General features: G+C 61.1%; 27 protein-coding genes. 10 read left to right on the top strand and 17 right to left on the bottom strand.

The features are described from left to right. The first annotated feature begins 47 nt into the window (after nt 1-47). The 4 genes from P2W41_RS05400 to P2W41_RS05385 all read left to right on the top strand — a co-directional run bounded on the left by P2W41_RS05400 (nt 48) and on the right by P2W41_RS05385 (nt 3,277). Nucleotides 48-1,133, top strand: a complete 1,086-nt coding sequence (locus tag P2W41_RS05400) for a GTP-binding protein (protein ID WP_292897177.1) — start codon at nt 48-50, stop codon at nt 1,131-1,133. Nucleotides 1,134-1,136: 3 nt separating this feature from the next. Then, complete coding sequence (locus tag P2W41_RS05395; protein WP_404934507.1) at nt 1,137-2,111, top strand: WD40 repeat domain-containing protein; 975 nt, start codon at nt 1,137-1,139, stop codon at nt 2,109-2,111. Between the two features lie 88 nt (nt 2,112-2,199). Then, nucleotides 2,200-2,850, top strand: coding sequence for an RNA polymerase sigma factor (locus P2W41_RS05390; protein WP_404934506.1), 651 nt, complete (start codon nt 2,200-2,202; stop codon nt 2,848-2,850). A gap of 37 nt (nt 2,851-2,887) precedes the next feature. Next, nucleotides 2,888-3,277, top strand: coding sequence for a VOC family protein (locus P2W41_RS05385; RefSeq protein WP_292897183.1), 390 nt, complete (start codon nt 2,888-2,890; stop codon nt 3,275-3,277). A 3-nt stretch (nt 3,278-3,280) separates the two neighbouring features. Here the strand turns inward: P2W41_RS05385 and P2W41_RS05380 are convergent, their stop codons facing one another. The 3 genes from P2W41_RS05380 to P2W41_RS05370 are packed head-to-tail and all read right to left on the bottom strand — an operon-like array spanning nt 3,281 to nt 7,092. Further along, the gene (locus tag P2W41_RS05380) at nt 3,281-4,552 is read right to left on the bottom strand and encodes a glycerate kinase (protein WP_404934505.1); all 1,272 of its coding nucleotides are present in this window, start codon (nt 4,550-4,552) and stop codon (nt 3,281-3,283) included. Nucleotides 4,553-4,566: 14 nt separating this feature from the next. Beyond that, entirely contained in the window at nt 4,567-5,874 is a 1,308-nt protein-coding gene (guaD, locus tag P2W41_RS05375; RefSeq protein WP_404934504.1) for a guanine deaminase, read from the bottom strand. Nucleotides 5,875-5,877: 3 nt separating this feature from the next. After that, entirely contained in the window at nt 5,878-7,092 is a 1,215-nt protein-coding gene (locus P2W41_RS05370) for a urate hydroxylase PuuD (protein ID WP_404934503.1), read from the bottom strand. 126 nt (nt 7,093-7,218) lie between these two features. Between P2W41_RS05370 and P2W41_RS05365 the strand changes: the two genes are divergently transcribed. After that, nucleotides 7,219-8,139, top strand: a complete 921-nt coding sequence (locus P2W41_RS05365) for a LysR family transcriptional regulator (protein WP_404934502.1) — start codon at nt 7,219-7,221, stop codon at nt 8,137-8,139. A gap of 3 nt (nt 8,140-8,142) precedes the next feature. On the opposite strand, the gene P2W41_RS05360 is transcribed toward P2W41_RS05365, so the two are convergent. The 6 genes from P2W41_RS05360 to uraH are packed head-to-tail and all read right to left on the bottom strand — an operon-like array spanning nt 8,143 to nt 13,692. Further along, nucleotides 8,143-8,400: a CopG family antitoxin gene (locus P2W41_RS05360; protein WP_292897193.1), complete on the bottom strand. Its 258-nt coding sequence runs from the start codon at nt 8,398-8,400 to the stop codon at nt 8,143-8,145. Further along, nucleotides 8,366-8,674 carry a BrnT family toxin gene (locus P2W41_RS05355; RefSeq protein ID WP_292897195.1) on the bottom strand — a complete coding sequence of 103 codons (309 nt, stop codon included), beginning with the start codon at nt 8,672-8,674 and terminating at the stop codon, nt 8,366-8,368. Before P2W41_RS05355 ends, P2W41_RS05360 begins: the two co-directional genes overlap by 35 nt. 32 nt (nt 8,675-8,706) lie before the next feature. After that, nucleotides 8,707-9,513 carry a xanthine dehydrogenase accessory protein XdhC gene (xdhC, locus tag P2W41_RS05350; RefSeq protein ID WP_404934501.1) on the bottom strand — a complete coding sequence of 269 codons (807 nt, stop codon included), beginning with the start codon at nt 9,511-9,513 and terminating at the stop codon, nt 8,707-8,709. 5 nt (nt 9,514-9,518) lie between these two features. Beyond that, entirely contained in the window at nt 9,519-11,861 is a 2,343-nt protein-coding gene (gene xdhB / locus P2W41_RS05345; RefSeq protein ID WP_404934500.1) for a xanthine dehydrogenase molybdopterin binding subunit, read from the bottom strand. 2 nt (nt 11,862-11,863) lie between these two features. Beyond that, nucleotides 11,864-13,327 carry a xanthine dehydrogenase small subunit gene (gene xdhA / locus P2W41_RS05340; protein ID WP_404934499.1) on the bottom strand — a complete coding sequence of 488 codons (1,464 nt, stop codon included), beginning with the start codon at nt 13,325-13,327 and terminating at the stop codon, nt 11,864-11,866. Next, nucleotides 13,327-13,692: a hydroxyisourate hydrolase gene (gene uraH / locus P2W41_RS05335; RefSeq protein WP_404934498.1), complete on the bottom strand. Its 366-nt coding sequence runs from the start codon at nt 13,690-13,692 to the stop codon at nt 13,327-13,329. The genes xdhA and uraH overlap by 1 nt, the downstream gene beginning before the upstream one ends. 183 nt (nt 13,693-13,875) lie before the next feature. On the opposite strand from uraH, the gene puuE reads away from it, so the two are divergent. From puuE to P2W41_RS05315, 4 genes are read left to right on the top strand one after another with little or no spacing between them, the layout of a single operon-like run. Beyond that, complete coding sequence (puuE, locus tag P2W41_RS05330; RefSeq protein WP_404934497.1) at nt 13,876-15,312, top strand: allantoinase PuuE; 1,437 nt, start codon at nt 13,876-13,878, stop codon at nt 15,310-15,312. Between the two features lie 16 nt (nt 15,313-15,328). Next, nucleotides 15,329-16,165, top strand: coding sequence for a bifunctional allantoicase/(S)-ureidoglycine aminohydrolase (locus P2W41_RS05325; RefSeq protein WP_404934496.1), 837 nt, complete (start codon nt 15,329-15,331; stop codon nt 16,163-16,165). Then, on the top strand, nt 16,162-16,662 hold the full coding sequence (locus tag P2W41_RS05320; RefSeq protein ID WP_292897209.1) for an ureidoglycolate lyase: 501 nt from the start codon (nt 16,162-16,164) through the stop codon (nt 16,660-16,662). Before P2W41_RS05325 ends, P2W41_RS05320 begins: the two co-directional genes overlap by 4 nt. Continuing rightward, the gene (locus tag P2W41_RS05315; protein ID WP_404934495.1) at nt 16,659-17,258 is read left to right on the top strand and encodes a nucleoside deaminase; all 600 of its coding nucleotides are present in this window, start codon (nt 16,659-16,661) and stop codon (nt 17,256-17,258) included. Before P2W41_RS05320 ends, P2W41_RS05315 begins: the two co-directional genes overlap by 4 nt. 62 nt (nt 17,259-17,320) lie before the next feature. Here the strand turns inward: P2W41_RS05315 and P2W41_RS05310 are convergent, their stop codons facing one another. The 7 genes from P2W41_RS05310 to P2W41_RS05280 all read right to left on the bottom strand — a co-directional run bounded on the left by P2W41_RS05310 (nt 17,321) and on the right by P2W41_RS05280 (nt 25,130). Next, the gene (locus tag P2W41_RS05310; protein WP_404934494.1) at nt 17,321-18,466 is read right to left on the bottom strand and encodes an iron-containing alcohol dehydrogenase; all 1,146 of its coding nucleotides are present in this window, start codon (nt 18,464-18,466) and stop codon (nt 17,321-17,323) included. Next, nucleotides 18,463-19,851, bottom strand: coding sequence for an aldehyde dehydrogenase family protein (locus P2W41_RS05305; RefSeq protein ID WP_404934493.1), 1,389 nt, complete (start codon nt 19,849-19,851; stop codon nt 18,463-18,465). Before P2W41_RS05305 ends, P2W41_RS05310 begins: the two co-directional genes overlap by 4 nt. A 1-nt stretch (nt 19,852) precedes the next feature. Next, nucleotides 19,853-21,220, bottom strand: coding sequence for a glutamine synthetase family protein (locus P2W41_RS05300; protein ID WP_404934492.1), 1,368 nt, complete (start codon nt 21,218-21,220; stop codon nt 19,853-19,855). A gap of 70 nt (nt 21,221-21,290) precedes the next feature. Continuing rightward, nucleotides 21,291-22,343: a TRAP transporter substrate-binding protein gene (locus P2W41_RS05295; protein ID WP_229448310.1), complete on the bottom strand. Its 1,053-nt coding sequence runs from the start codon at nt 22,341-22,343 to the stop codon at nt 21,291-21,293. 91 nt (nt 22,344-22,434) lie between these two features. Beyond that, complete coding sequence (locus P2W41_RS05290; protein ID WP_292897219.1) at nt 22,435-23,757, bottom strand: TRAP transporter large permease subunit; 1,323 nt, start codon at nt 23,755-23,757, stop codon at nt 22,435-22,437. Then, nucleotides 23,754-24,263: a TRAP transporter small permease subunit gene (locus P2W41_RS05285; RefSeq protein WP_292897221.1), complete on the bottom strand. Its 510-nt coding sequence runs from the start codon at nt 24,261-24,263 to the stop codon at nt 23,754-23,756. The genes P2W41_RS05290 and P2W41_RS05285 overlap by 4 nt, the downstream gene beginning before the upstream one ends. A gap of 66 nt (nt 24,264-24,329) precedes the next feature. Then, a complete protein-coding gene (locus tag P2W41_RS05280) occupies nt 24,330-25,130 on the bottom strand; it encodes an N-formylglutamate amidohydrolase (RefSeq protein ID WP_404934491.1) in 801 nt (266 codons plus the stop codon). Nucleotides 25,131-25,255: 125 nt separating this feature from the next. Between P2W41_RS05280 and P2W41_RS05275 the strand changes: the two genes are divergently transcribed. Beyond that, a complete protein-coding gene (locus tag P2W41_RS05275) occupies nt 25,256-26,107 on the top strand; it encodes a MurR/RpiR family transcriptional regulator (protein ID WP_292897225.1) in 852 nt (283 codons plus the stop codon). A gap of 10 nt (nt 26,108-26,117) precedes the next feature. Here P2W41_RS05275 and P2W41_RS05270 read toward each other — a convergent pair whose 3' ends face one another. Next, nucleotides 26,118-26,882, bottom strand: a complete 765-nt coding sequence (locus P2W41_RS05270) for an isocitrate lyase/phosphoenolpyruvate mutase family protein (RefSeq protein ID WP_404934490.1) — start codon at nt 26,880-26,882, stop codon at nt 26,118-26,120. Nucleotides 26,883-26,917 lie beyond the last annotated feature (35 nt).

Genomic DNA, 26,917 nt, shown 5'->3' with positions numbered 1-26,917 from the left:
GCTCCGTCTTATATAGTCGAAAAACCATTCTAGTTTTGCGAGAAATCATGTCCGACGTGCAGACTGAGACACCCAGCGAAGCCGAAGCGAAACAGATCCCCGTTACGGTGCTGACCGGCTATCTGGGTTCAGGCAAGACGACCCTTCTGAACCGCATCCTCACGGAAGATCACGGCAAACGCTATGCGGTGATCGTCAACGAGTTTGGCGAGATTGGCATCGACAACGACCTGATTGTCGAATCCGACGAAGAAATCTACGAAATGAACAATGGCTGCGTGTGCTGCACGGTGCGCGGCGACCTGGTGCGCGTGGTCGAGGGACTGACACGCCGCACGGGTCGCTTTGATGCCATCGTGGTGGAAACTACGGGGCTGGCCGATCCTGCCCCTGTTGCACAGACCTTTTTCATGGATGACGATGTGCGCACCAAGACGCGGCTCGATGCCGTTGTGGCACTGGTCGATGCCAAGCATTTACCGCTGCGCCTCAAGGATTCCAACGAGGCCGAAGACCAGATCGCCTTTGCAGATGTGGTGATCGTCAACAAGACCGATCTGGTGACATCTGAAGAATTGGCCGCTGTGGAAGCAACGATCCGCGCGATTAATCCGATGGCCCGCATTCACCGCGCCGAGCGCGCCGGCGTATCGCTTTCGGAGGTGCTTGATCGCGGCGCCTTCGACCTGAAGCGCGTGCTCGACAATGACCCGCACTTCCTCGATCATGATCATCCCGATCATGTATGCGGCCCCGACTGCGATCACGATCACCACCACCATGATCATGATCACGGGCACCATCACCACCATCACGGCGAAGCATCGCCCATTCATGATGCTGGCGTGAAGTCGCTCTCCCTGCGTGCGGGCGAGATGGACCCCAAGAAATTCCTTCCCTGGCTCGAGAAAACCACGCAGGTCGACGGGCCGAACATTCTGCGGCTGAAGGGCATCATCGCTTTTGCGGATGACCCCGACCGTTTCGTGGTGCAGGGCGTGCATATGATCGTCGAAGGCGATCACCAGCGCCCGTGGCGGGCTGACGAGAAACGCGAGACGCGTCTTGTCTTTATCGGTCGCGATCTGGACACCGAGCGCCTGCAACGCACTTTCGAAGCCTGCCAGGCCTGACGCATGCCGACAGTCGCACCGCTTGATCTCGACAGCCATTGCATAGCCACTGCATGGTTGAACGACACACCGCATTTTGCGTTGGCCGATGGCGTTGTGCATCGTCTCGACAATGGTCACAAATGGACGGAGGTTCACGATGGGCTTCTATCTGCCTGCTTTGATCCCGACCACGCACGCCTCATCACCGGCGGTGAAGATGGCCGGGTAACAGCGCTTACAACAGACGGCACGGTGGAAACGCTGGCCGAAATCGGGCGCAAATGGGTGACCGGCGTGGCAAGTGGCACGCAGGGAGCGGTCGGTTTCGCGGTTGGGCGCAATGCATATGTACGCTTTGCCGATGGCCGGCAGCGCGAGTTTCAGCACCCTCGCTCGGTGGAGGGTATCGCCTTCGCGCCGAAGGGGATGCGGCTCGCCATCGCCCGCTACAATGGCGCAACGCTGCATTTTCCCGCGACCGACGGCAAACCGACAGAGCTGGAATGGGCGGGTGCTCACACGGGCATCACCTTCTCGCCCGACGGAAAGTTTCTCGTCACCACCATGCAGGAAAATGCCCTGCATGGCTGGAAACTTGCTGACGGAAAGCACATGCGCATGGCCGGCTATCCGGCCAAGGTCAAGAGCTTCTCGTGGAGCGCGAAGGGCAAATGGCTTGCTACCTCCGGCGCGTCTGCCGCCATTGTCTGGCCTTTCCAGGCCAAGGACGGCCCGATGGGCAAGGCACCGCTGGAGCTTGGCACACGTGGTGACACGATGGTGACGCAGGTTTGCTGCCATCCGACCGAGGAAATTGTCGCCATCGGCTATGCCGACGGCATGATTCTCGCCGGACGCTTCGCGGACCAGAAAGAAGTTCTTTTGCGCCGCCAGGGCAAGGGCGCCATCACGGCCATGGCCTGGGACGGAGAAGGCCGCCGCCTGGCCTTTGGCTCGGAGAGCGGCGAAAGCGGCGTGGTGGACATTGCCGGCTGAACCTGCCGCCTGATTTTCACTCTTCACTTGCAGAGAAAATCACGTCCTATAGCCTTCGTGGTCGAACGACATCGAAATGGAGCAGACGGTGGATAGCAGGCGAACAGCACAGGAGACGCCTGCCCGGCTTGAGCTCACTACAGCAACCTATCGCCATCTTCTCAAAACGGCGCACCGCCACGCATCGCACCTCATCGAAGCAGAAGACCTTCTGCATGAAACGCTGATCGCCGCGCTGACTGCAGGCAACCGTCCGGGCATTGTGAGCCGCGCCTGGCTTCAGGGCGTGATGCGGAACGTGGCAGCGACGAAACGGCGCTCCGCTAATCGCCGATCAAGCCGGGAAAACACCGCAAGCCTTTTCGAGCCGGCGGACGACAGTGATATTCCGGCTGCATTTCTCGCCGACCTGCCAAAGAGCCAGCGGATCGTGGCTCTCCTGGCTCTCGGTGGTCATACACGCAGCGAAATCCGGCATCTTCTTCGCATTTCAGATGCAAGCCTGCGTCAACGCATTGCCGGCCTGCGCCAGCGTTGGCGCGATGCTGCACCCAATGCCACTCCCCTTCCTGGAAAACTTCTGTCGGGCGCGCTCGCCTTCGGCGCGATCCGGCAGAGCCTTCGTCCGCTGGCCGGCCGCAGCCATACGTTCCTCGCGAGCCATGATCCGGACGGAAATCTTTTTGCGATAAGTTTTTCTGCTCCCAATGCTCACAAATCGTGTTCCGGCGGCAATTAGGAAGCAGAGCCACCAATGGTAACATCAGGAGACAGACATGCTTTCCAACGTCCGCATCGGCAACATCTGCTACTACGTCAGCGACATTGACCGCACGGAGGCGTTTTATCGCGATGTGATCGGGCTGAATGTCGAAAGGATGGAAGGAGACGAGGAGACGGGCGACTGGCTGCTGGCCAGCATCGAAAACAATATCGAACTCATCTTCTTCAAGATGGACTCCCGCCCCGGAAACACGCCCATCGTGGTGTTCGATCTTTCTGAAGGTGGCATTGACGGGGTTGTGGAGGGCCTGGCGGAAAAAGGCGCAACCATCGTTACGCCCGTCAGTCATGCTCCCGGTGGCTGGTCGGCTGAATTTGCCGATCCGGATGGCCACGTCATGTCCGTTTATCAGTCGGAAGAGCGTCCGCGCCGACTTGCATAAGGGTTATTGCACCAGCACTGCCCGCAGATCATTGACATTCGTGCCGGTCGGCCCCGGCACGAAAAGGTCGCCCAGGGCATCAAACGCGCCCCAGGCGTCATGCGCAGCGAGCAGCGCCTTCGGGTCGTGGCCGGCGGAGCGCAGCCGCGCGGCGGAGCGGTGATCGGCAAAGGCGCCGGCATTCTCCTCCGACCCATCGATACCGTCCGTATCGGCAGCGAACGCCGAGATGCCGGACACGCCCTCGATGCCGAGCGCAAGCGCCAGAAGGAATTCGGTGTTGCGTCCACCGCGCCCGCCGCTCTGGCGTATCGTCACCGTGGTTTCGCCGCCCGAAAGCAGCACGACCGGCTTTCTGAACGGCCGGTCGCGCAGTGCGATTTCGCGGGCAATCGCGGCATGAACTCCGCCCACTTCACGCGCCTCACCTTCAATGGCATCGGAGAGAATAACGGCAGGCACACCCTGTGCTTCGGCAGCGGCCGATGCCGCCTCCAGCGAGCGCGCGGCGGAGGCGATGACGTGAACCTCATGGCCTGAAAAACGTGGATCATCCGGCTTTGGTGCGTCCGCCGCAGGTGATGCGAGATGCTGCATCACCGCATCGGGCATCTGGATGTCAAAAGCTCTGATCACGGCAAGCGCGTCTGTACGGCTTGCTGTATCCGGCACTGTTGGGCCAGAAGAGACAAGCGCCGGATCGTCACCGGGAATATCAGACACGATCAGCGAGACGACGCGGGCGGGGTGGGCCGCAGCGGCCAGCCTGCCGCCCTTGATCGCGGAAATGTGCTTGCGCACCGTGTTCATGGCCGAGATCGGCGCGCCGGACGCCAGAAGCGCCTCGTTGACGGCGATCTCGTCGGCGAGTGTCAGGGAGCCTGCGGGTGCAGGCAGCAGGGCCGAGCCGCCGCCGCAAACGAGCGCGATGACCAGATCGTCCGGGCCGAGCCCGGTCACACTGTCCATGAGACGCTTTGCGCCGGAAAGGCCGGCCTCATCCGGCACCGGATGCGCCGCCTCCAGCACCTCGACCATGCGGGTCGGTGCGCCATAGCCATAACGGGTGACGACAGTGCCTTCCAGAGGCCCGTCCCAGACCTCTTCGAGCGCCGCCGCCATTTGCGCCGCGCCCTTGCCTGCACCGACAACGATGGTGCGGCCTTTCGGCTTCGGCGGAAGGCACTTACGAATGGTCCTGGAGGGGTCGGCGGCAGAAACCGCTGCCTCGAACAGCGTTGTGAAAAGTGCTTTCGGATCGATGCCACAATTCAAATGCGCCCCCTAATTCACAAGGCGCTCTTGGCCGCCTCTCCTGCAACATAGGTTTCCACGATGGCGCGGTCATCGGCAAGCGTCTGGAGCAGGAAAAGCTCCTCCGCCAATGTTTCCACACGCTCCATGCGCAGCGCCATGACGGGCGTTGCGCGCGCGTTCAGAACCACGATATCAGCGTCCGATCCCGGTTCCAGCGTGCCCACGCGCTCCGAAAGGGATAGTGCTTCGGCATTGCCGCGCGTGATCTGCCAGAAGGAGGCCAGCGGATTGAGTTTCTCGCCATTGAGCGCGATGACCTTGTAGCCCTCATCCATGGTGCGGAGCATGGAGTAATTGGTGCCGCCGCCCACATCCGTCGCAGAGGCAAGCCGCAGCGGCTTCTCGCGTTTGCGATAGCGCTGATAGTCGAACAGGCCGGAGCCGAGGAAAAGGTTTGAGGTGGGGCAGAACACGGCAACAGAGCCCGTGTCCGACAACACATCCGCTTCGCGCTCGGAAAGATGAATGCAATGGCCGAAAAGCGCCTTGGGGCCAAGCAGGCCGTAATGCTCGTATATGCCGGTATAGTCCGGCGCATCGGGATAAAGCTTAAGCGTGAAGGCGATCTCGTCGTGATTTTCGGAAAGATGCGTCTGCATGTGCAGGTCGGGAAACTCTTGCATTAGCGCCGACGCCATCTCCATCTGCTCGGGGCTGGAGGTGATGGCGAAGCGCGGCGTGATGGCATAGTTGAGCCGGCCCCTGCCGTGCCAGTCGCCGATTAGCGCCTTCGTGTCGTCATAGGACGACTGCGGTGTGTCCGTGAGCGCTTCCGGCGCGTTGCGGTCCATCATCACCTTGCCACCCACAACGCACATGTTGCGCGCCAGCGCCTCGCTGAAAAACGCCTCCGCGCTTTCCCTGTGAACGGAACAATAGGCGGCAACCGTAGTCGTGCCGTTGCGCACCAGCTCGTCGAAAAAGAGCCGGGCGATGCGGCGGCCATGCTGGATGTTGGAGAACTTCGTTTCCTCTGGAAACGTGTAATTGTTCAGCCAGTCCAGAAGCTCGGCGCCATAGCTCGCGATCACCTGCATCTGCGGGAAATGCGCATGGGCGTCGATGAAGCCCGGCAGGATGAGGTGCGGGCGATGATCCACCACCGCGTGCCCCGCTTCGGCGCCTGCTGCGACCTCGGCAAAGCTTCCGGATGCGAGGATAACGCCATCTTCTACCAGAACCGCGCCATCCTCTTCAAAGAGATAGGCGTCGTGGTCGTCGATGCTCCGAGGCTCGGCCTTGAAGGACAGAAGCCGTCCGCGGATGAGTTTCTGTGCCATGTGCTAGCGCGCCTCTTCGAACCAGGTAACGATCAGCCGCCGCTCCTCTGGCGTGATGCCCGAGACATTGCCGGGCGGCATGGCGTGGCTGCGGCCCGCCTGCAGATAGATTTCGCGCGCATGCCCGGCAATGGAGGCATCCGTGTCGAGCACAACGTTTTTTGGCGGAAAAGAAACGCCCTCATAGCCTGGCACGGCAGCATGGCACATGGCGCAGCGCCCCATGACTGTGTCACGCACCGCCGGAAAATGCACCGAGGTCACGAAGGTCTGCCCCGTCGCCGAAAGCTTCGGCTCGCCGGTCAGCACCTGCGGTACGGTGGAAAGCCACATGATGATGATGAAGAGAACACCGGCCAGCCCCCAGGTCCAGTGCGGGGTACCCTTGCGAGCATGCACCGTGTTGAAATAGTGGCGGATCAGCACACCTATGATGAAAATCAGCGACGCGATCACCCAGTTGAACTGGGTTCCGAATGCCAGCGGATAGTGGTTCGACAGCATCAGGAAGACGACGGGGAGCGTCAGGTAATTGTTGTGTAGCGAGCGCTGCTTGGCCTGCAGGCCAAGCTTCGGGTCGGGCGTGCGCCCCGTCTTCAGATCGGCCACCACGATCTTCTGGTTGGGAATGATGATCAGGAAGACATTCGCCGTCATGATCGTCGCGGTGAAGGCGCCCAGATGCAGGAAGGCTGCGCGACCGGTGAAGAGCTGCGTATAGCCCCATGCCATCACCACAAGGATCACATAGAGAACCAGCATCAGCGCCGTGTCGTTTTTTCCGAGCGGCGATTTGCACAGAAGGTCGTAGAGCAGCCAGCCCAGGCCGATGGAGGCGAGCGAGATGAGGATACCGCCCCAGGCGGGCACATCGAGCACGTTGCGGTCGATGAGATAGAGATCCGCCCCCGCATAATAAACAATGGCCAGAAGCGCGAAGCCGGAAAGCCAGGTGGAGTAGGATTCCCACTTGAACCAGGTCAGGTGCTCCGGCATCGAAGCCGGTGCGACCATGTATTTCTGGATATGGTAGAAGCCGCCGCCATGGACCTGCCATTCCTCGCCATGAACGCCCTCGGGCAGGCCCGGCCGTTTCACCAGCCCCAGATCGAGCGCGATGAAATAGAAGGATGAGCCAATCCAGGCGATGGCCGTGACCACGTGCAGCCAGCGCACGCCAAAAGACAGCCAGTCCCACAAAACCGCGTATTCGTTCATGCCAGCTTCCTCAACTCCACCGGGCGCAGGGTGACGGAACCCGATATAAACGGAAAGCGGATAAGATCACGATGACTTTCAAAAAATTTTGGAAAATAATGCGCGCGAAACTTCTGGGGGCAGTGCATGGCCTATCTCGACAACATCGCTGTTTTTGTCCGCGTGGTGGAGCTCGGCAATTTGTCTTCTGCCGGACGCGACATGCGGCTTTCACCGGCCGTTGCTTCGAACCGGGTGAAGGAGCTCGAAAAGCACCTCGGCGTGCGGCTCTTCAACCGCACCACGCGCCAGCTCACCCCCACCGAGCAGGGGCGCGTTTTCTATGAAGGCGCGCGAAAGGTTCTGGAAGCAGTGGCAGAAGCCGAAGCCTCGGTGGCCGATCTTTCCGGCCAGCCGCGCGGCACGATCCGCGTTACCGCGCCGCTTGGCATCGGCAAGCGGCTGATCGCCAGCGGAATCCCTGAGTTCCGTGACAGATATCCAGAGATCGAGGTTCGTTTGCGGCTGTCAGACCACGACGTAGACATGATGCGCGAAGGCATCGACGTTGCCTTCAAGCTTGGGATTCTCGAAAATTCCTCGTTCCGCATGCGCGGCATCATGGATTGCGAGCGCGTTCTGGCGGCAACGCCTGATTATCTGAAACGGCGCAGCGAACCGAAGACACCCGAAGCGCTGATCGATGATCGTCACGATTGCCTGATGCTGCGCTTCCCCGGCGCGCGCGAACATTTCTGGATGCTGCAAACACCCGAGGGCGCACGGAAATTCGAGGTGAGCGGCCCGTTCGATTCCGACGATGGCGACGTCATCACCGACTGGGCGCTTGCCGGGCGTGGCATCATCAACAAGCCCCGCTTCGAGATCGAGCCATTTCTGCGCGATGGAAGGCTTAAGGTGGTCCTGCCCCAGACCCCGCCTGTGCCGGTAAAACTTGCCGCGCTCTACCCGCACAAGAAGTTTCAGGACCCGAAAGTGCGGTTGCTGGTGGATTTCATGGCAAGCCGCTGCCAGAAGATGATCGGCGAGACCCTGTCGGAGCAATAATGGTCAGCCTGCACGCAGGCTTTCGAGGCCGCGCTGAACAAGCTCGCGCATGAGGCGCTGATAGGGAACGCCGCGCTTCTCCGCCTCAGCCTTCACCGCATCAAGTTGGCTTTGCGGCATGCGCATATTCACCCTCGCTGCCTTGTTCTCGAACTCGAACCCGGCGGATTTGAATGCACCAAAATCCAGATCGGAAAGATCCTGATCGAGGAAGTCTTCCGCATCCTTATCGGTTTTCAGTTTGGGAACGCTGCGTTTCATAGCGTTTCACCTCCTTGGCATGCATGTAGCGCGCTGTGATGGGACGAATAAGACGCTTCCCGTCAACCGTGCGAAAGGTCACGCCTATGAACATGGGGCGGCCCTGCCGGTTGCGTCCTATGACGATGTAGCGGTCTTCCGGCCCGGAATGTGCCGGGTCCGGCGCAATCAACGGGTCATGAAGAAGCGCATGTTCGATCTCATTCTTCGAGACACCGTGCTTTGCGCATTTCGGCCAGTTTCCGGCATCCCAGTCAAAGCCCGCGATCTTCATTCATGAAGTATGTAAGTTTGTACACACAAATGTCAATATGAATGCAAAGCCACCAGTATCTCCGCAGCCGCCACCGCCGCGATGACGGCGGGGCGTTTGTCGTGTACGGCATCGCCGCCAATGGGGGTGACGAGCCTGGAGAAACGGTCTTCATCGCCGCCATTCTTCAGATACCAGCTCTTGAAGGTCGCGCGCTTGGTCTTCGAGCCGATCATGCCGACATAGGCAGCATCATCACGTGCGAGCGCCTCGGCAACCAGCAGGAAATCGAGCGCATGATCGTGGGTCAGGATCACGAAGGCCGTCCCGGCGGGAGCTTCACGCACCGCCTCTTCCGGCAGGGCCGTAAGGCGCGTCTCCACATCATCCGGAAAATCCTCAAGCGCTTCCTTGCGGGTCTCGACCACCAGCACCCGCACGGGCAGCGGGGTCAGCGCTGCCGCCAGCGCATGGCCGACATGGCCACCGCCAAACAGGATCACCTGCGGGAAGGCGCCTGCCTCTTCGCCAGCGCGCTTCACAAGCGCCCCGCGCTCCGCCTGATCGAGTAGGCGAATGTCGAGCGCCACCCGGCCGCCGCAACACTGGCCGATTTCCGGCCCGAGCGGTATGTCGAGGGTTCCGTTGACAAGACTGTCCACGATAAGTTCGCGCGCTTTGGCGATCGCCAGAAACTCGAGCTGGCCGCCACCGATGGTTCCGAAAATCGCCGCCGGCGAAACCAGCATCCACGCGCCCTCTTCACGCGGGGTCGAGCCCTTCGCCTCGCGTACCGCGACAAGCGCGACGGAAGGCGAGGCTTGCAGGAAGGTTTTCAGACCGGAGGTCGAATCGGCCATATCGATCAGCGTGCGCCTTCCGCCCGGACCCGCTCCACCGCCATCAGCACACGCTCGGGCGTGGCCGGCGCATCGAGACGCGGGCAGACCTTGTGATCGGCAACGCTCGCCACCGCATCGGACAGCGCATGAAGCACACACATGGCGAGCATGAAAGGCGGCTCGCCCACGGCCTTGGAGCGATGCACCGTCGGTTCGGCGTTTTCCGCCCAGTCGGCAAGCGCCACGTTGAACACCTTTGGCCGGTCGGAAGCGAGCGGGATCTTGTAGGTGGAAGGCGCATGGGTTCTAAGCCGCCCCTTGCCGTCCCAGACCAGTTCTTCCGTCGTCAGCCAGCCCATGCCCTGAATGAAGCCGCCCTCGATCTGGCCAATGTCGATGGCGCGATTCAGCGAACGCCCCGTTTCGTGCAGGATGTCGACGCGCTCGACCATGTATTCGCCGGTCAGCGTGTCGATGGAAACTTCGGCACAGGCGGCGCCATAGGCGAAATAGTAGAATGGCCGCCCCTCTCCCCTGTCGCGATCCCAGTGGATTTTCGGCGTCTTGTAGAAACCGGCGGCCGAAAGCTGGATGCGGGCCATATAGGCCTCGCGGATAAGCTCGGCGAAAGGGATTTCCTGATTGCCTATGCGTACACGACCCGGCAGGAACACGATCTGGTCTTTCGGCACGTCATGGGCTTCGGACGCGAAGTCGATCAGCCGGTTCTTGATCTGGCGTGCGGCATCCTGCGCGGCCATGCCGTTCAGATCGGAACCCGAGGAGGCCGCCGTGGCGGAGGTGTTGGGCACCTTGCCGGTGGTCGTGGCCGTGATCTTCACCTGATCGATGTCGATCTGGAACTCTTCGGCCACCACCTGCGCGACCTTGGTGTAGAGCCCCTGCCCCATCTCGGTGCCGCCGTGGTTCAGATGCACGGACCCATCCGTGTAGACATGCACCAGCGCCCCGGCCTGGTTAAAATGCGTGGCCGTGAAGGAGATGCCGAATTTCACCGGTGTCAGCGCAAGACCGCGCTTGATGACCGGGCTTTTCGCGTTGAAGGCCGCGATTTCGCGTCGGCGCGCGGCATAATCGCTGCTCTCCTCCAGCTCGGCGATGACCCGTTCGGCGACATTGTCCTCCACCGTCTGGTGATAGGGCGTGACGTTGCGGTCGTCGGTGCCGTAAAGATTTTTCTTGCGGATTTCGAGCGGATCCTTGCCCAGCGCGAAAGCGACTTCGTCGATGATGCGCTCTGCGCCGACCATGCCCTGCGGCCCACCGAAACCGCGAAACGCGGTGTTGGACACGGTGTTGGTGTAGAGCGGGCGCGAGACGGCGCGCGCAGCGGGATAGAAATAGGCGTTGTCGCAGTGAAACAGCGCCCGGTCGGTCACCGGACCGGAGAGATCCGCCGCATAGCCGCAGCGCGCGGCATAGATGAAATCGACGCCGAGAATGGAACCTTCATCATCGAAACCGACTTCATAGTCGATCAGGAAATCGTGGCGCTTGCCGGTCGCCGTCATATCGTCGTCGCGGTCCGGACGCAGCTTGACGGGACGGTTGAGCTTCTTGGCCGCGATGGCCGAGACAACGGCAAAGAGATTTGCCTGCGTTTCCTTGCCGCCGAACCCGCCACCCATACGCCGCACCTCGATGGTGACGGCATGAGAGGAAACTCCCAGCGCATGCGCCACCATGTGCTGCACCTCGCTCGGGTGCTGGGTCGAGGAAAAAACGGTCACGTCGCCATCCTCACCCGGCATGGCGAAGGCGATTTGCCCTTCCAGATAAAAATGGTCCTGCCCGCCAACCCGCATCTGCCCCTTGATGGAATGCGGGGCGGTGGCGATAGCCGCGGCACTGTCGCCGCGCTCAAGTTTCAGCGGCGCGGTGACAAGCCGCGCATCGGCGCCCGCATCGGCAATGTCGATCAGCGCCGGTTCTTCTGAATAGTCGATCTTCGCCAGACGGCATGCGCGGCGGGCGGCTTCGCGCGTTTCGGCAATCACGGCAAAGATCGGCTGGCCGAAGAACTGCACCCTTTCGTTCGTAAAAATGGGTTCGTCGTGCAACCCGGTGGGGCTGATGTCGTTTTCGCCGGGAATGTCGTCCGCCGTCAGAACGGCGACCACACCGGGCGCAGCACGCACCTTCGAGAGGTCCATGCTCGTGATCGTGCCATGCGCGACCTCGGAAAGACCGAGACAGGCATGCAGCGTGCCCGCCGGTTCGGGCATGTCGTCGATATAGACGGCTTCGCCGCTGACATGCTTGTGCGCGGAATCGTGTTTTTGATCACTGGCGACACCACCGGCGATCCTCGCCTTTCCGGGATCAAGCGTTTCGTGCCGTGTCATGATCAGGCCGCCTCATATCTGGAGAGGTTTGCCGGGTTGCCCATGCTTTCAACGTAGAAGCGGCGCAGCAGGTTCTTCGCCGCCATCATGCGATAATCGGCGGAGGCACGCATGTCGCTGATCGGCTGGAAATCTTTCTCATAGGCCGAAAGTGCTGCCTCGACCGTTTCCTCAGTCCACGCCTTTCCGACAAGCGCTGCCTCGACAGCTTTTGCGCGTTTCGGCGTCGCAGCCATGCCGCCATAGGCGATGCGGGCGGCCTCAACCCGGCCATCGGCGATCGTGAGATCGAACGCGCCGAGAACCGCCGTGATGTCTTCATCCCGACGCTTGGAAATTTTCCACACCGCGAAACGGGAGGTCGCATCGGGCACCGGCACATGCACCGCCTCGACGAATTCGCCGGGCGCACGATCCTGTTTGCCATAGTCGATGAAGAAATCTTCCAGCGGAATGGTGCGGCGCGCGCTGCCCTTGCGCAGCGTAAGGGTTGCGCCAAGGGCGATCAGCGGAGGAGGCGTGTCGCCGATGGGCGAGCCATTGGCGATGTTGCCGCCAATCGTACCCATATTGCGCACCTGCTCGCCGCCAATGCGGTCGATCAGTGCGCCCAGCGCGGGAATGCGTTTCGCCAGAAATGAGAATGCATCGGAATAGCTGACGCCAGCGCCAATGTGGATCGCGCCATTTTCTTCGTGGATATCGCGCAATTCATCGAGCCCCCCAATGAACACCACAGGCGCGATCTCGCGCATGAACTTCGTGACCCACAACCCCACATCCGTGGCACCGGCGACGACAGTGGCGTCGGGCTCGCTTTCGAGAATCGTGGCGAAATCGTCGACATCGGTCGGGATGACCAGGCGGTCCCTGCCGGAACCGATCTCCACCCTCGCCCCATCCTTCATCTGATTGAGCGCGGCGATGACCGCAGCGCGTTCCGTGGCCAGCGGATCCGATACCGCATCACCATAGGTGGAGACCGACAAAGCGGCGCGCACAATGGGTTCATAACCCGTACAGCGGCAGAGATTGCCCTGCAGAGCCTTTTCGACGGCTCTCTCGGAAGGTTTCGGCTCGCGCATCCAGAGCGCATAGAGCGACATGACAAAGCCCGGCGTACAGAAACCGCATTGCGAACCGTGATGGTCGACAAGCGCCTGCTGCACCGGGTGCAGGCTGCCATCGGCGCGCTTCAGATGCTCCACAGTCACCACGTGACAGGCATCGAGCGAACCCAGAAAGCGGATGCAGGCATTGATGCTCTCATAGACGAGTTCGTCCTTGCGCAACCGCCCGACAAGAACGGTACACGCACCGCAATCGCCTTCCGCGCAGCCTTCCTTTGTGCCCGTCAGTCGCTGGCGCAGGCGCAGATAATCGAGAAGGGTTTCGTCAGGGCGCACATCGCCCAGCGTCACCGGCGTGCCGTTCAACAGAAAGCGGATTTCAGAACGCGCTTTCATCAGCTTCCCCTGTAGGTGGAGTAGCCATAGGGCGAGAGAAGCAAGGGCACGTGATAATGCGCGTGCTCGGCCATGCCGAAGCGGATCGGAACCTGATCAAGAAAGGCCGGGGCCGGCAGATCGGCACCCTGTGCCCGCAGATAGGCGCCAGCCTCGAACACCAGTTCATAGAAGCCGGTGCGAAACGCCTCTCCGGCAAGCAGCGGCGCATCGCAGCGGCCATCGCTGTTGGTCGTGACGGTTTTCACATGAACTCTCGCCTCGCCCTCCAGACGATAAAGCGCGATCTCCAGCCCTCCTGCCGGATTGCCGCTGGCCGTGTCCAGCACATGGGTCGTCAGACGACCCTCACCCGCATTGCTCATGCGGCCTCCCTTCACATTCGATCAAGCCACTTGCCCGTCGACCTCTTGATTGTGGGGCAAATTCATTGCGAGCATAAGAGGACGCGCGAAGGAAGAACAACAAAACTCTTTCAAATTTTTCAGGAAAGTCCCTTCCTCATTTCATCTATTATCCTTGCCAATAGCGAATTTCGGACAGATTGCATGACCCGTTACCTCAGAAACATGATCGGCTATGGCCAGACCCCACCCAGTGCCGACTGGCCCGGCAGTGCCAGGGTCGCCGTGCAGTTCGTCGTCAATTACGAGGAAGGCGGAGAAAACTGCATTCTGCATGGCGACGAGGCTTCGGAAGCCTTTCTTTCGGAAGTGGTGGGCGCGGCCCCCTGGCCCGGCATGCGCCACTGGAACATGGAATCGATTTATGAGTATGGCGCGCGGTCCGGCTTTTGGCGACTTCACCGCATGTTCACGGCAGCCGGTGTGCCCGTCACGGTTTTCGGTGTCGCTTCGGCGCTTGCCCGCAGCCCGGGACAGGTGGAAGCGATGCAGGAGGCCGGCTGGGAAATCGCCTCGCACGGTCTGAAATGGATCGACTACCGCGCTCACACGGAGAAAAGCGAGCGGGACGACCTTTTGGAGGCAATCCGGCTGCACACCGAAGTGGTAGGCGAGCGCCCGCGCGGCCTCTACCTCGGCCGCACCTCGGTCAACTCGGTGAAACTGGCCATCGAGGAAGGCGGGTTCGACTGGATTTCCGACACCTATGACGACGACCTGCCCTACTGGATCGACCATGATGGACAGGGGCACGGCACGCGGCCGCAGCTGGTCATTCCCTATACGCTCGACGCAAACGACATGCGCTTTGCCACGGCGCAGGGCTTCAACTCGGGCGATCAGTTTTTCAGCTATCTGAAAGACGCCTTCGACACGCTTTATGCCGAGGGGGAAGCAGGCCGGCCGGGCATGATGAGCATCGGCCTTCATTGCCGGCTCGCAGGCAGGCCGGGACGCGCCGCGGCCCTTCAGCGCTTCATAGACTATGTGAAAAGCCACGACCATGTGTGGCTGGCGACACGGGGCGAGATCGCCCGGCACTGGCGCGAAAAGCACCCATATGAAGCGCCGGCCCTGCGCCCGAGCCGCATGAGCGAACCGGAATTCATCGAACGGTTCGGCAGCATCTACGAACACTCACCGTGGATCGCCGAGCGCGCGGCCAAGCTGGAGCTCGGCCCTGCGCATGACACGGCCGGCGGCCTTGCCAATGCTCTGGCACGTGTCTTCCGCTCGGCCAGCGCAGACGAACGCCTTGGCGTTCTAAGGGCCCACCCAGACCTGGCCGGAAAACTGGCGGCGGCCAAAAGGCTGACCCAAGAATCGAGCCGGGAGCAGGCCTCAGCCGGGCTCGATGCGCTGACCGACAGCGAACGCGCGCGCTTCACCGAGCTCAACACCGCCTATACGGAGAAATTCGGCTTTCCCTTCATCATTGCCGTCAAGGACAACACCAGGGACAGTATATTGAGGGCGTTCGAGGCCCGGCTTGAAAACAGCCGCGACGAGGAGTTCGCCACTGCCTGTCGGCAGGTGGAGCGGATCGCCCGGCTGCGGCTCAACGACATCCTTCCCGCGTGAGATCAGGACAAAGAAGATGAGCGCCCGCACCTATTACGCCCCGCATGGCGGGCACCCGCCGCAGACCCAGCTCCTGACAGATCGCGCGGTTCTGACCGACGCCTATGCACTGATACCCAAGGGCGTCATGCAGGACATCGTCACAAGCCTGCTGCCGTTCTGGGAGAAGACGCGCTGCTGGATCATCGCGCGGCCGCTCTCCGGTTTTGCCGAGACGTTTTCACAATACATCATGGAAGTGGAACCAGGCGGTGGCAGCGACCGGGCCGAACTCGATGAGACCGCGGAAGGCGTGCTTTTCATCGTCGAGGGCGAGCTGACCGTCGAGATCGCCGAAGAAACGCACAAGATGACCCCCGGCGGCTACGCCTATCTGCCGCCAGCGAGTGGCTGGACCGCGCACAACCGGGGAAATGCACCCGCGCGGTTCCACTGGATCCGCAAGGCCTATGAGCCCGTCAACGGCCTCGACACGCCTGATCCGCTATTTCTGAATGAAGCCGATGTCGCGCCCTCTCCCATGCCGGGAACGGATGGCAAATGGGCAACGACACGCTTTGTCGATCCGGCGGATCTGCGCCACGACATGCATGTAACCATCGTCACGCTGGAGCCGGGCGCGGTGATCCCCTTCGCCGAAACGCATGTCATGGAACACGGTCTCTATGTGCTGGAAGGCAAGGCCGTCTACCGGCTCAATCAGGACTGGGTGGAGGTGGAAGCCGGCGATTTCATGTGGTTGCGCGCCTTCTGCCCGCAGGCCTGTTATGCGGGCGGGCCGGGCAATTTCCGCTACCTGCTCTACAAGGACGTCAATCGGCACGCAAAACTCGCCGGCGGGTTCGCGCGATGAAACGGATCGAGGCCGAGACACTGACACGCACAGCCTTCGCGCCATTCGGCGACGTGATCGAGACCGAAGGCGCGGAAAGCTTCCTGATCAATGCCGACAAGTGCCGCCGCTTTCACGATCTGGCGACGGTGGAGACGGCGGGCGAGAACGCCCGCGTTCTGATCAATATCTTTCGTGGCACGCCCTATGCACTGCCGCTCAGGCTTTCGATGGTCGAGCGGCACCCGCTTGGAAGCCAGGCCTTCATGCCGCTTTCGCGAGCGCCCTTTCTGGTGATCGTGTGCCCGGATGAAAGCGGGCGACCCGGCGAACCCCGCGCCTTCATCACCCGCCCCGGACAGGGCGTGAACTATGCGCGCAGCACATGGCATGGCGTCCTGACGCCCATCGGCGAACCGCAGGATTTCGTCGTGGTCGACCGTGGCGGAGACGGCAACAATCTGGAAGAATTCCACTTCCCCGACCCCTTTGAAATCACGGTGCCATCGCTCACATGACCGCCCCCGACATTCACCTCATCAACCGGCTGCTCGACGTGATCGAACAGGACATCCTGCCGAAAACTGCAGAAGGCGTCGCCCATGGCAACAAGCTCTTCGGCGCGGCGATCCTGAAGAAAAGCGATCTTTCTCTGGTGCTTGCCGAGACCAACAATGAGCTGGAAAACCCGCTCTGGCATGGCGAGGTGCACACGCTGAAGCGGTTTTACGAACTCCCGAAGGATGCACGGCCCGATACGAAGGACTGCATTTTCCTCTCCACCCACGAGCCCTGCTCACTGTGTCTATCGGCGATCACCTGGACCGGCTTCGACAATTTCTATTATCTGTTCAGCCACGAGGATTCGCGCGACGCGTTTGCGATCCCGCACGATCTGAAGATTTTGAAGGAAGTTTTCACGCTGGAGCCCGGCGGTTACAATGCCGAAAACGCCTTCTGGAAAAGCTACGCCCTGCCCGCTCTCGCTACGGCGCTGCCGAAGGCTGACGCGGAAATCGTGAAAGCGCGAATTGCCGCGCTTTCCACAGCCTATGCCGCGCTGTCCGAGCGCTATCAGGACGGCAAGGCGGAGAACGACATTCCGCTTAACTGACGGGGATGGGCAGCTTGCGCCGTGGCCTGTCAGCGTTCTCCGCTCAAGCGTCCAGCCAGACCTCAGATGCAGGCTTCGAAGAGCGCCTTCGTGTTGGCTGCGGTCAGCTTGACCGGGTTGCCCCCACCACTCGGATCCTCCAGAGCCATTTCCACCATCTCGTCGATGCGGTCCGTGCCCACACCCATGTCGCCGAGGCGGTCGGGAATGCCGAGTTCGTCCCGGAGCTGCATCACGAAATCGAAGAACCCGTCGTAACCGCCAGAAATGCCCAGATAGGCTGCGGCGGCAGCTATGCGTTCCTCGATTTCCGGCCTGTTTAGCTTTAGAACAGCCGGCATCACCACCGCGTTCGTCGTGCCGTGATGGGTGTTGTAGAGCGCTCCGACCGGGTGGGAGAGTGCGTGGATGGCACCCAGCCCCTTCTGAAACGCAACTGCACCCATGGCGGCAGCGCTCATCATATGGGCGCGGGCCTCCAGGTCGCTTCCATCGCGGTAGGCACGGGGGAGATATTCCTTCACGAGCCGAAGCCCCTCAAGAGCGATGCCCTGGCTCATCGGATGGTAGAAGGACGAGCAATAGGCTTCGAGGCAGTGCGCGAAGGCATCCATGCCGGTGCCAGCGGTGATTGCCTTGGGCATGCCCACGGTCAGTTCCGGATCGCAGATCACGACCGAAGGGAGCACCTTGGGATGGAAGATGATTTTCTTCACATGGGTTTGGGAGTTCGTGACAACGCCTGCACGCCCCACTTCCGAGCCGGTGCCGGCTGTCGTGGGAACGGCCACGTTTGGTGCGATTTTCGACGCATCCGCGCGGGTCCACCAGTCGCCGATGTCCTCGAAGTCCCAGACCGGTCGTGTCTGACCCGCCATGAAGGCGATCAGCTTGCCGAGATCGAGCCCCGAACCGCCGCCAAATGCGACCACACCATCATGACCGCCATCCCTGAAAACCTTCACGCCGGCTTCGAGGTTCTTGTCATTCGGGTTGGGATCGACTTCCGAGAACATAGCCCGCCCGAGGCCCGCGGCCTCCAGAATGTCGAGCGCGTTCTTCGTGATGTCCATGCCGGCAAGACCCCGGTCGGTTACCAGAAGCGGGTTTGAAATTCCGGCTGCATTGCAGGCCTCGGCCAGTTCCCTGATGCGCCCCGCGCCAAACCGTACCGCGGTGGGATAAGACCAGTTTCCTTCGAGCTTCATGCCTGTTTCTTTCTCATGTGGTAGGATTTTGGGCGGGTCAGATTGTGGTAGCCGATTTCGGAAAGCGCACCACCGCGCCCGGTGTTCTTACAGCCGGTCCAGCAGAGGGCCGGGTCGAGATAGTCGGCACGGTTCATGAAAACGGTGCCCGTTTCGATGCCTGCACCGATAGCCGCCGCGCGGTCGGGATCGGCGGTCCAGAGCGAGGCGGTGAGGCCGAATTCGCAATCGTTCATGAGGTCGAGCGCTTCGGCGTCGTTCTTCACCGGCATGATGCCGACGACGGGGCCAAAACTCTCTTCGCGCATCACCCGCATCTGGTGGTTCACGTCCACCAGGATCTGCGGCATGAGATAGGTGCCGCCATCATCCTCGGGGAACGCTTTCGGATCGACCAGCGCCTTCGCGCCCTGCGCCAGCGCATCTTCGGTCTGGCTGCGCACTTCGGCTGCAAACCGCTTGTTGGCCATCGGACCGATGGTGGTGTCCTCGTCCAGCGGATTACCGAGTTTCAGCTTGCCCACCCAGTCGACGGATTTCTCGACAAAACCGTCGAAATGCTTCTCCGCGACATAGATGCGTTCGATGCCGCAGCAGCACTGGCCGGCATTGAACATCGCGCCGTCCATCAGCACATCGACCGCCCAGTCAATATCGGCATCGTCCATCACATAGGCGGGGTCCTTGCCGCCGAGTTCGAGCCCGAGCCCGGTGAAGGTTCCGGCTGCGGCGCGCTCGATGGCGCGTCCACCGCCGACGGAGCCGGTGAAATTGATGAAGTCGAAAGTGCGCTCGCCGATCAGCTTTTCCGTGCCGGCATGGTCGAGGAACAGGTTGACGACCAGTTCCTCGGGGATACCTGCTTCATGGAAGGCGCGCACGATGCGCTCACCCACGAGCAGCGTCTGGGTGGCGTGCTTGACCGCGACGGCATTGCCCGCGATGAGGGCGGGAACGATGGTGTTCATCGCTGTCATGTAAGGGTAGTTCCACGGCGCGATGACGCCGACCAACCCGTGGGGCACGCGTTCGATGCGGCGCGCGAAGCTTTCCGAGTCTTCCAGAACGATGGGTGCGAGGGCACGCTCGGCAATCTCGGCCATATAGGCGGAGCGCTCGTTCATGCCGCCGAACTCGCCACCATAGCGCACCGGGCGGCCCATCATGTGGGCAAGCTCCGGCACCACCTCGTCCTTCATCTCGTTGAGGCGGGCAACGCCGGCATTCACCAGCTTGGTGCGCTCATCAAGCGGACGTGCAGCCCACGCCTTCTGCGACTGGCGGGCATTGGCAAGAACCTTGGCCGCCTTGTCGGGGTCCATCACGGGCCGCTCGGCAAAGACCGATCCGTCGATGGGGGAAATGCATTGCAGGGTTTTCGTCATGTCATGCTCTCTCAAAACCGCGCCTGACCTCCCAGTCGGTGACGCGGCGGTCATATTCGGATTGTTCCCATCGGGCTGCATGGACATAGTGATCGACAACGTCGTCACCAAAGGCCGCACGCAGCATTTTCGAACCGTCGAGCGCGGTGGCGGCATCGCGCAGGGTCTTGGGGATCTCGCGGATCCCTTCGCCCTCATACGCGTCGCCGACAAAGGCCGGCTCCAGCTCTTTCTTGTTTTCGATGCCATCAATGCCTGCCGCGATCAGGGCCGCGAAGGCAAGATAGGGGTTCAGGTCGGCGCCGCCGACCCGGCATTCCACGCGCACCGCTTTCGTGTCCTCGCCGCAGACGCGATAGCCCGCCGTGCGGTTGTCGAACGACCAGATCGCCTTGGTTGGGGCGAAGGTGCCGGCCGCAAAGCGTTTGTAGGAATTGATGTAGGGCGCGAGGAAATAGGTGATTTCGCCGGCATGGGCGAGCAGACCCGCCATATAGTGTTTCATCATGTCCGACATGCCGTGTTCGCCCGAGGGGTCGAAGAAGAGCGGCTTGCCATCCAGCGTCCAGAGCGATTGATGGACATGCGAGGAATTGCCGGCTGCCCTGTCGTCCCACTTGGCCATGAAGCTGATGGCGCGACCGGCCTTCCAGGCGATCTCCTTGCAGCCGTTTTTCACGATGGCGTGGCGGTCGGCCATGGTGAGCGCGTCCGTGTAGCGGACGTTGATTTCCTCCTGCCCGGCATCGGCCTCGCCCTTGGAGTTTTCCACCGGCACATCCGCGCCGTTGAGGCCGTTGCGGATCGCCCGCATCACATCCTCCTCCTTGGTGGTCTGGAAGATATGGTAATCCTCATTGTAGGTGCTGATGCGCTCCAGCCCGCGGTAGCCTTTGGCGGCGGCCTCCTCGAATGTGTCGCGGAACAGGAAGAACTCCAGTTCCGAGGCCATCATCGCCTTCATGCCCATGGCTTCCAGTCGCGCGACCTGCTTTTTCAGGATGGCGCGTGGCGAATGGGGCACGTCATCGTGTGTGTGATGGTCGAGCACGTCGCACAGGACCAGGGCCGTGCCCTCCAGCCAGGGAATACGCCGCAGGGTCGAGAGGTCCGGCTTCATCGTGTAATCGCCATAGCCCGCCGACCAGCTCGTCGCGCGATAACCTTCGACCGTGAACATTTCCATGTCGGTGGCGAGCAGATAGTTGCAGCTATGGGTTTCCTCGAATGCGCTTTCGAGGAAGAAGTCCACATGGAAACGCTTGCCCATCAGGCGCCCCTGCATATCGACCAGCGCGACGAGCACCGTGTCGATCTCGCCGGCCTCCGCTGCCGCCTTGAGGCTTTCCAAAGTCAGTTTGCCCGCCATTCAATTCGTCCTGTCGGTGGTTTTGGATATGGCCCCGGAGGTAGAACCGGGGCCAATTTTCTTTCTTTGCTCAGCCGTAGCGATAGGGCGGACCGGCTTTCTGCATCAGGGTGCGATAGTCGCGCAGGATTTTCACCACACGCTCCTTGCGCCCGCCTTCGGCAGCGATCTCGTCCCAGAACTTTTCCGCCTCGGCTTCCACGGTCGCCCATTCGGCGTCGGGAATGGTGGTCAGCTCCATCTTTCCGCCATTGACACGCAGATCCGCTTCACCCGCCCAATACCAGTGCAGTCGGTAATAGTGGGAAGAATCCATCGCCAGCCGAAAGAGCTGCTTCAGATGGTCGGGCACCTCGTTCCAGCGGTCGGAATTGGCAAAGAAGGAGCCGACCCAGGCACCGCAGATATTGTTGGTGAGCAGGTAGGGCGTCACGTCGGCCCAGCCCACCGTGTAGTCCTCGGTGATGCCCGACCAGGCGATGCCGTCGAGCTCGCCCGTCTGCACCGCCACTTCCACGTCTTCCCATGGAAGCGTGACCGGCACGACACCGAAGCGGGAAAGGAACTTGCCGGCGGTCGGGAAGGTGAAGACACGCTTGCCCTTCAGGTCTTCAAGGCTCTTGATCGGCTCCTTGGTGTTGAAGTGGCAGGGGTCCCATGACCCCGCCGAAAGCCATGTCACACCTTCGACCTCGCCATAGGCCTCTTCCCATATCTCGGCCAGGCCATGCTTGTAGAAGAGCGCCTGCACATCGAGCGAATAGCGCGTGGCGAAGGGGAAGTAACCGCCGAAAACCGACACATCGACCGGTGCTGCCATGGAATCGTCGTCCGATTGCACGGCGTCGATGGTGCCGTTCTGCATGGCGCGGAAAAGCTCACCCGTCGGTACGAGCTGGTCGGCATAGTAGAGCTCGATTTCCATCTCGCCATTGGCTGCCTTGTTGAAGGCGTCGATGGCCGGTTTGACGACATGTTCGGCAAGGGCGGCGCCGGCATAGGTCTGCAGCCGCCAGCGGATCGGGCTTTGCGCATGAACATAGGGCGTTGCAAGGGCCGTGGTCCCGGCTGCAGCCGCCGATGCCATGCCCGCTTTCTTCAGAAAGTCGCGTCTGTTTTGCATCTTCGTTCACTCCTCTGGTTGTTGTCCCGGTCATGGTTGCCGGGCATTGCCGCAGGCTTGTTCTGGTCGTCACCTCCTTGTTTGTCTGGGTTCAGCGCGCATAAACATGTTGCGGGAGCCATAGCGCGATCTGCGGAAAGACCATGACGATGATCAAGGCGAACACCATCACCGCTACAAAGGGCACAATGGATCGGTAGATGTCTCCGAGCCTGATCTCCGGCGGCGCCATGGCCCGCATCAGGAACAGATTGTAGCCGAAGGGCGGGGTCATGTAGGCGATCTGGCAGGTGATCGTGTAGAGCACGCCATACCAGATGAGGTCGAAGCCAAGCAGCTTCACGAGCGGCACATAGAGCGGCGCGACGATGACCAGCATGGCCGTGTCATCCAGAAACATGCCCATGATCAGGTAGGAAAGCTGCATAAGGATCAGCACCTCCCAAGGAGAAAGTCCGAGCTGATCGAGGAAGAATCCCTCGATGGCCCTGACGGCACCCAGACCGTCAAACACCGCGCCGAAGCACAGTGCAGCAAGGATGATCCACATGAACATGCATGAGACGGAAAGCGTCTTGCGCACCGTGTCGTGGATCACCTTCAATGTGAGGCGGCCGCGAATGGCGGCAGCGGCGGTCGCCGAAACCGCACCGATGGCAGAGCTTTCGACAAGGCTGGTAACGCCCATGACGAAAAGCCCGGTCATCAGGAAGAAGATCATGAAGGGCAGGATGCCGGCAGACAGGAGTTTGAGCTTTTCCGACATGGGGATGCGGCGCTCTTCGGCAGGAAGCACGGGCCCGAGACTGGGCTGCAGCCAGCAGCGGACCGCGATGTAGAGAATGAAGAGCCCGGCCATGAGCAGGCCCGGAAAAACACCGGCAAGCCAGAGCTGGCCGACTGGCTGGCGCGCGATCATGGCGTAAAGCACCAGCACCACGCTGGGCGGGACGAGAATGCCGAGCGATGAGCCGGCCTGGATAACGCCGGTCACCATGATCTTGTCGTAGCCGCGTCTGAGGAGTTCCGGCAGGGCGATGGTTGCACCGATGGCCATGCCGGCGACGGAGAGGCCGTTCATGGCAGAGATGACGACCATGAGCGCGATCGTGCCGATGGCGAGCCCGCCGCGCACCGGGCCGAACCAGACATGAAACATCTTGTAGAGATCGTCGGCAATGCCCGATTCCGACAGCATGTAACCCATGTAGATGAAGAGCGGCAGCGTTAGCAGCGCGTACCATTTCATCAGCTTCATGGCGGCGGAAAAGGCGATCTCGGATCCGCCCGTGCCCCACAGCAGAAGCGCGAAGGCCACGGCAATGAAGCCGATGGCGCCAAAGACGCGCTGGCCCGTCAGGAGCAGCCCCATCATGCCGGTGAACATCAGGATCGCTGTCAACTCGTAGCTCATGACAGCTCCTCCCCACGCACCCGCGCCACATCCTTGAAGAGTTGGGCCACCGCCTGAAGCAGTGTCAGCGCGATGCCGATGCACATGATGATCTTTATGGGCGCCATGTAGGGCGACCAGGCCGAATAGCTGGTCTCACCGTACTTCAGCGCATAGGAGGTGGACGAAAACCCGCCATAGAGCAGCAGGGAGAGATAGAAGATCAGGAACAGAACGGTGATGGAATCGACAAGCGCCTTCGTGCGGGGCGACCAGCGTGCATAGATCAGGTCCATGCGCACGTGCGCGTCGTTCTGCAATGCCCAGCCGCCGCCGACCATGTAATAGGCAACCATGGCGAACTGTGCCATTTCCAGTGTCCACAGAGGCGGAATGGCCACGGTCTTCATAATCGACGAATAGAGCAATATGCCAATCATCAGGAAGATCATGTACATGACCACCAGACCCACATAGTGGTTTGTGCGATCGATCAGACGCACATAGCGCCTTATGGCGTTCGGCATCGCTTCCCGTCTCCCATTTTATCTCCTCTGTCTTCCCGCTCTGGTGACTTGCCGGCCCTGTTCTTGTCAGGCTTGTTGTGGTCCGGCTGCATGTATGTCGATGTGAAAGCGCTCCAGTGCCGTCTCAAGCAGCCTTGCCGTGCGCCTTGCCCATTCATCCTGCCCGAGTTCAGTGTCGATCAGATCGCTGCAATATTCGATCATGACGTTGAGCAGGCCGTACTGGACTGCATGCAGGCGCAGAGTGTGCGTTACCCCGTCATCCGGCCCATAGGGATAATTGCGCATCGTATTGGAGATGCCTTGCTCTTCTGCCAGTTGCAGCATGGCGTCCGCGAGCCTGCGGTCCCGGTCGTGCAGGAGTCCGATCGCGCGGTGCCGGGCGATGCCGAAATAAACGCGGGTGAAGGAATGGATTGTGACGATGACCGGCTGTCTGGATGGAGCAGTCCGCGCTGCGATGAGCTCCGCAAGCGCTTGACGAAAAGGCTCGTAGATCTCTGCGACACGCTGTCGGCGCGCTTCGTCGGAAAGATTGCGGTTTCCCGGGATGGCATGAATCTCGCTCCTCTCCGGGATTGCATCCCGCGCATCCGGGGGGCGATTGCAGTCGTAGACGAGCCGTGAGAAACGCTGATGGATAAGGGGAGCGTCCAGCAGGGCGGAGAGTTTTTGAGCCGTAGCCAAAGCTCCAATATCCCATGCAGCGTGGCTGGTTAGCGTGTCAGCCTTCGCGCCAAGACCGGAGAGTGAACGGGGCATTGTGCGTGAGGCATGCTCACAAACGAAGATGACGGGCGACTGCCCATCGGCGCGCTCGATCTCAAACGGTTCGCCCTCGGATGGGTCAAGTAGCGCTCTGACCATCAAACCTCCACACACCCGCCCGTGCCTTGCGGTAGATTTGTAATATTGATTAGCATTGCAGAGAATTTGTCAATTGTGTAATTTTTATTACGGACGTGAAGTTGGCACCGGCAGGAGAATGGCGTTTGGGGACGAAAGAGCTTGTGCATGGGGCGCTCGGTCAGATGACCGATGCAGAACGCAAGGTGGCCCACACGTTTCTCGCCAACTATCCGAGCAGCGGCCTTTCCACGGTTGCCGAGTTTGCCGGTCTGGCCGGCACGAGTGCGCCGACGGTTCTGCGCTTCGTGTCGCGGCTCGGCTTTTCCGGTTACCCGGAGTTTCAACGCGCCCTGCGTACTGAAATTCAGGCGGAGTTGCTCTCGCCCCTGGACAAAGGAGACAGCTCTGCAGCGCGCAATCTGGATGGATCGGCACTCGGCTCCTATTTCTCCCGGGCCACCGCAAATATTCAGGCCACGCTTGAGGCAATTCCTGAAAGCGAGTTCGAAGCCGCGTGTGCGTTGCTGTCCGATCCCAAGACTGCCTGCTACACACTGGGTGGGCGTTTCAGCGATGCGATTGCGCGCTATATGGCTTCGCATCTGCGCATTGTGCGACCCAATGTGCGCCGCTTTCAGGACCAGACCTCTACCTGGGACGATCAGTTGCTCGACGTGAAGGCAGGTGACGTGGTGGTGTTGTTTGATATCCGTCGCTATCAGCGCGATCTGGTGCATCTCAGCGAGCTTTTATGCGAACGCAAAGCGCGCATCGTATTGATCACCGATAGCTGGCTGTCACCGATTTCGCGCTATGCAAAGGTAGTCCTGCCCTGCGCCATCGACTCAGGCCGAACGTGGGATTCGGGCGTTGTTCTGCTGGCGCTGGTGGAGGCTATTGTAGACCGTGTAACCCACGGAGATTGGGATACGGCCCGGGAACGCATCCAGGCGTTGGAGCACATTCACTGGAATAAACCGCCTGCAGGGGACTGAACCGGCAGTTCTACCCGTACACGGCTGCCGCCGCATCCTTCAGCCACGCCATGGCCGACCGGTATGGCCCGGGGCCGTGGCTGATACGGGCCACTCCCAGCCGCCCAAGTGTCGCGGCATCCGGCGCGCTCTTCATGGCCATGATGTTGACGGGCAGCGGTGCGGCATCGCAAAGGTCCTCAATCAGCACCTCGTCCACCAAGGCTGGGGCGAAGAAACCGCTGGCGCCCGCGTCCGCAAAAGCCTTCGCGCGCTCCCTGGCTTCGACGATCAGGTGTGAATGACGGCCACGTTCACTCTCTTTGAGGAAAAGATCGGTTCGCGCATTGATGAAAAGCGGCACGCCGCGCGCCTCCGCCATGGCCCGGATGGCTGCAATACGTTTTGCCTGATCGGCGATCGTATGCAGGCCGCTGCCACCGACGATCTGATCCTCGAAATTGATGCCCACCGCACCCGCGTCGAGAATGCGCGAGACATTGTCTGCAGCACCTTGTGGATCGGTTGCATAGGCACCTTCGAAGTCGACAGAGAGGGGCAGGTCGACCGTCTCCACGATGCGACGGGCCACCTGAGCCAGGAGCTCGACGGGGATTTTCTCGCCATCGCCATAACCATGGGCGGCGGCGACCGACCAGCTTCCGGTCGCAAGGGCCTTTGCGCCAGCCTCGGCTACCGCTGCCGCCGAACCTGCGTCCCAGATATTATAGAGGATGAGAGGACTGCCTTTGACGTGAAGAGCGTGGAAGGTGCGAGCCTTGTCGGTCTGTTGCATGCCCGGTCTCCATAAGAATGGGATGGATCTGGCTT

The organism is Nitratireductor sp. L15S-10 (assembly GCF_045011005.1).
GTDB lineage: Bacteria > Pseudomonadota > Alphaproteobacteria > Rhizobiales > Rhizobiaceae > Nitratireductor.
This window is presented reverse-complemented; position numbering and strand designations above follow the sequence as displayed.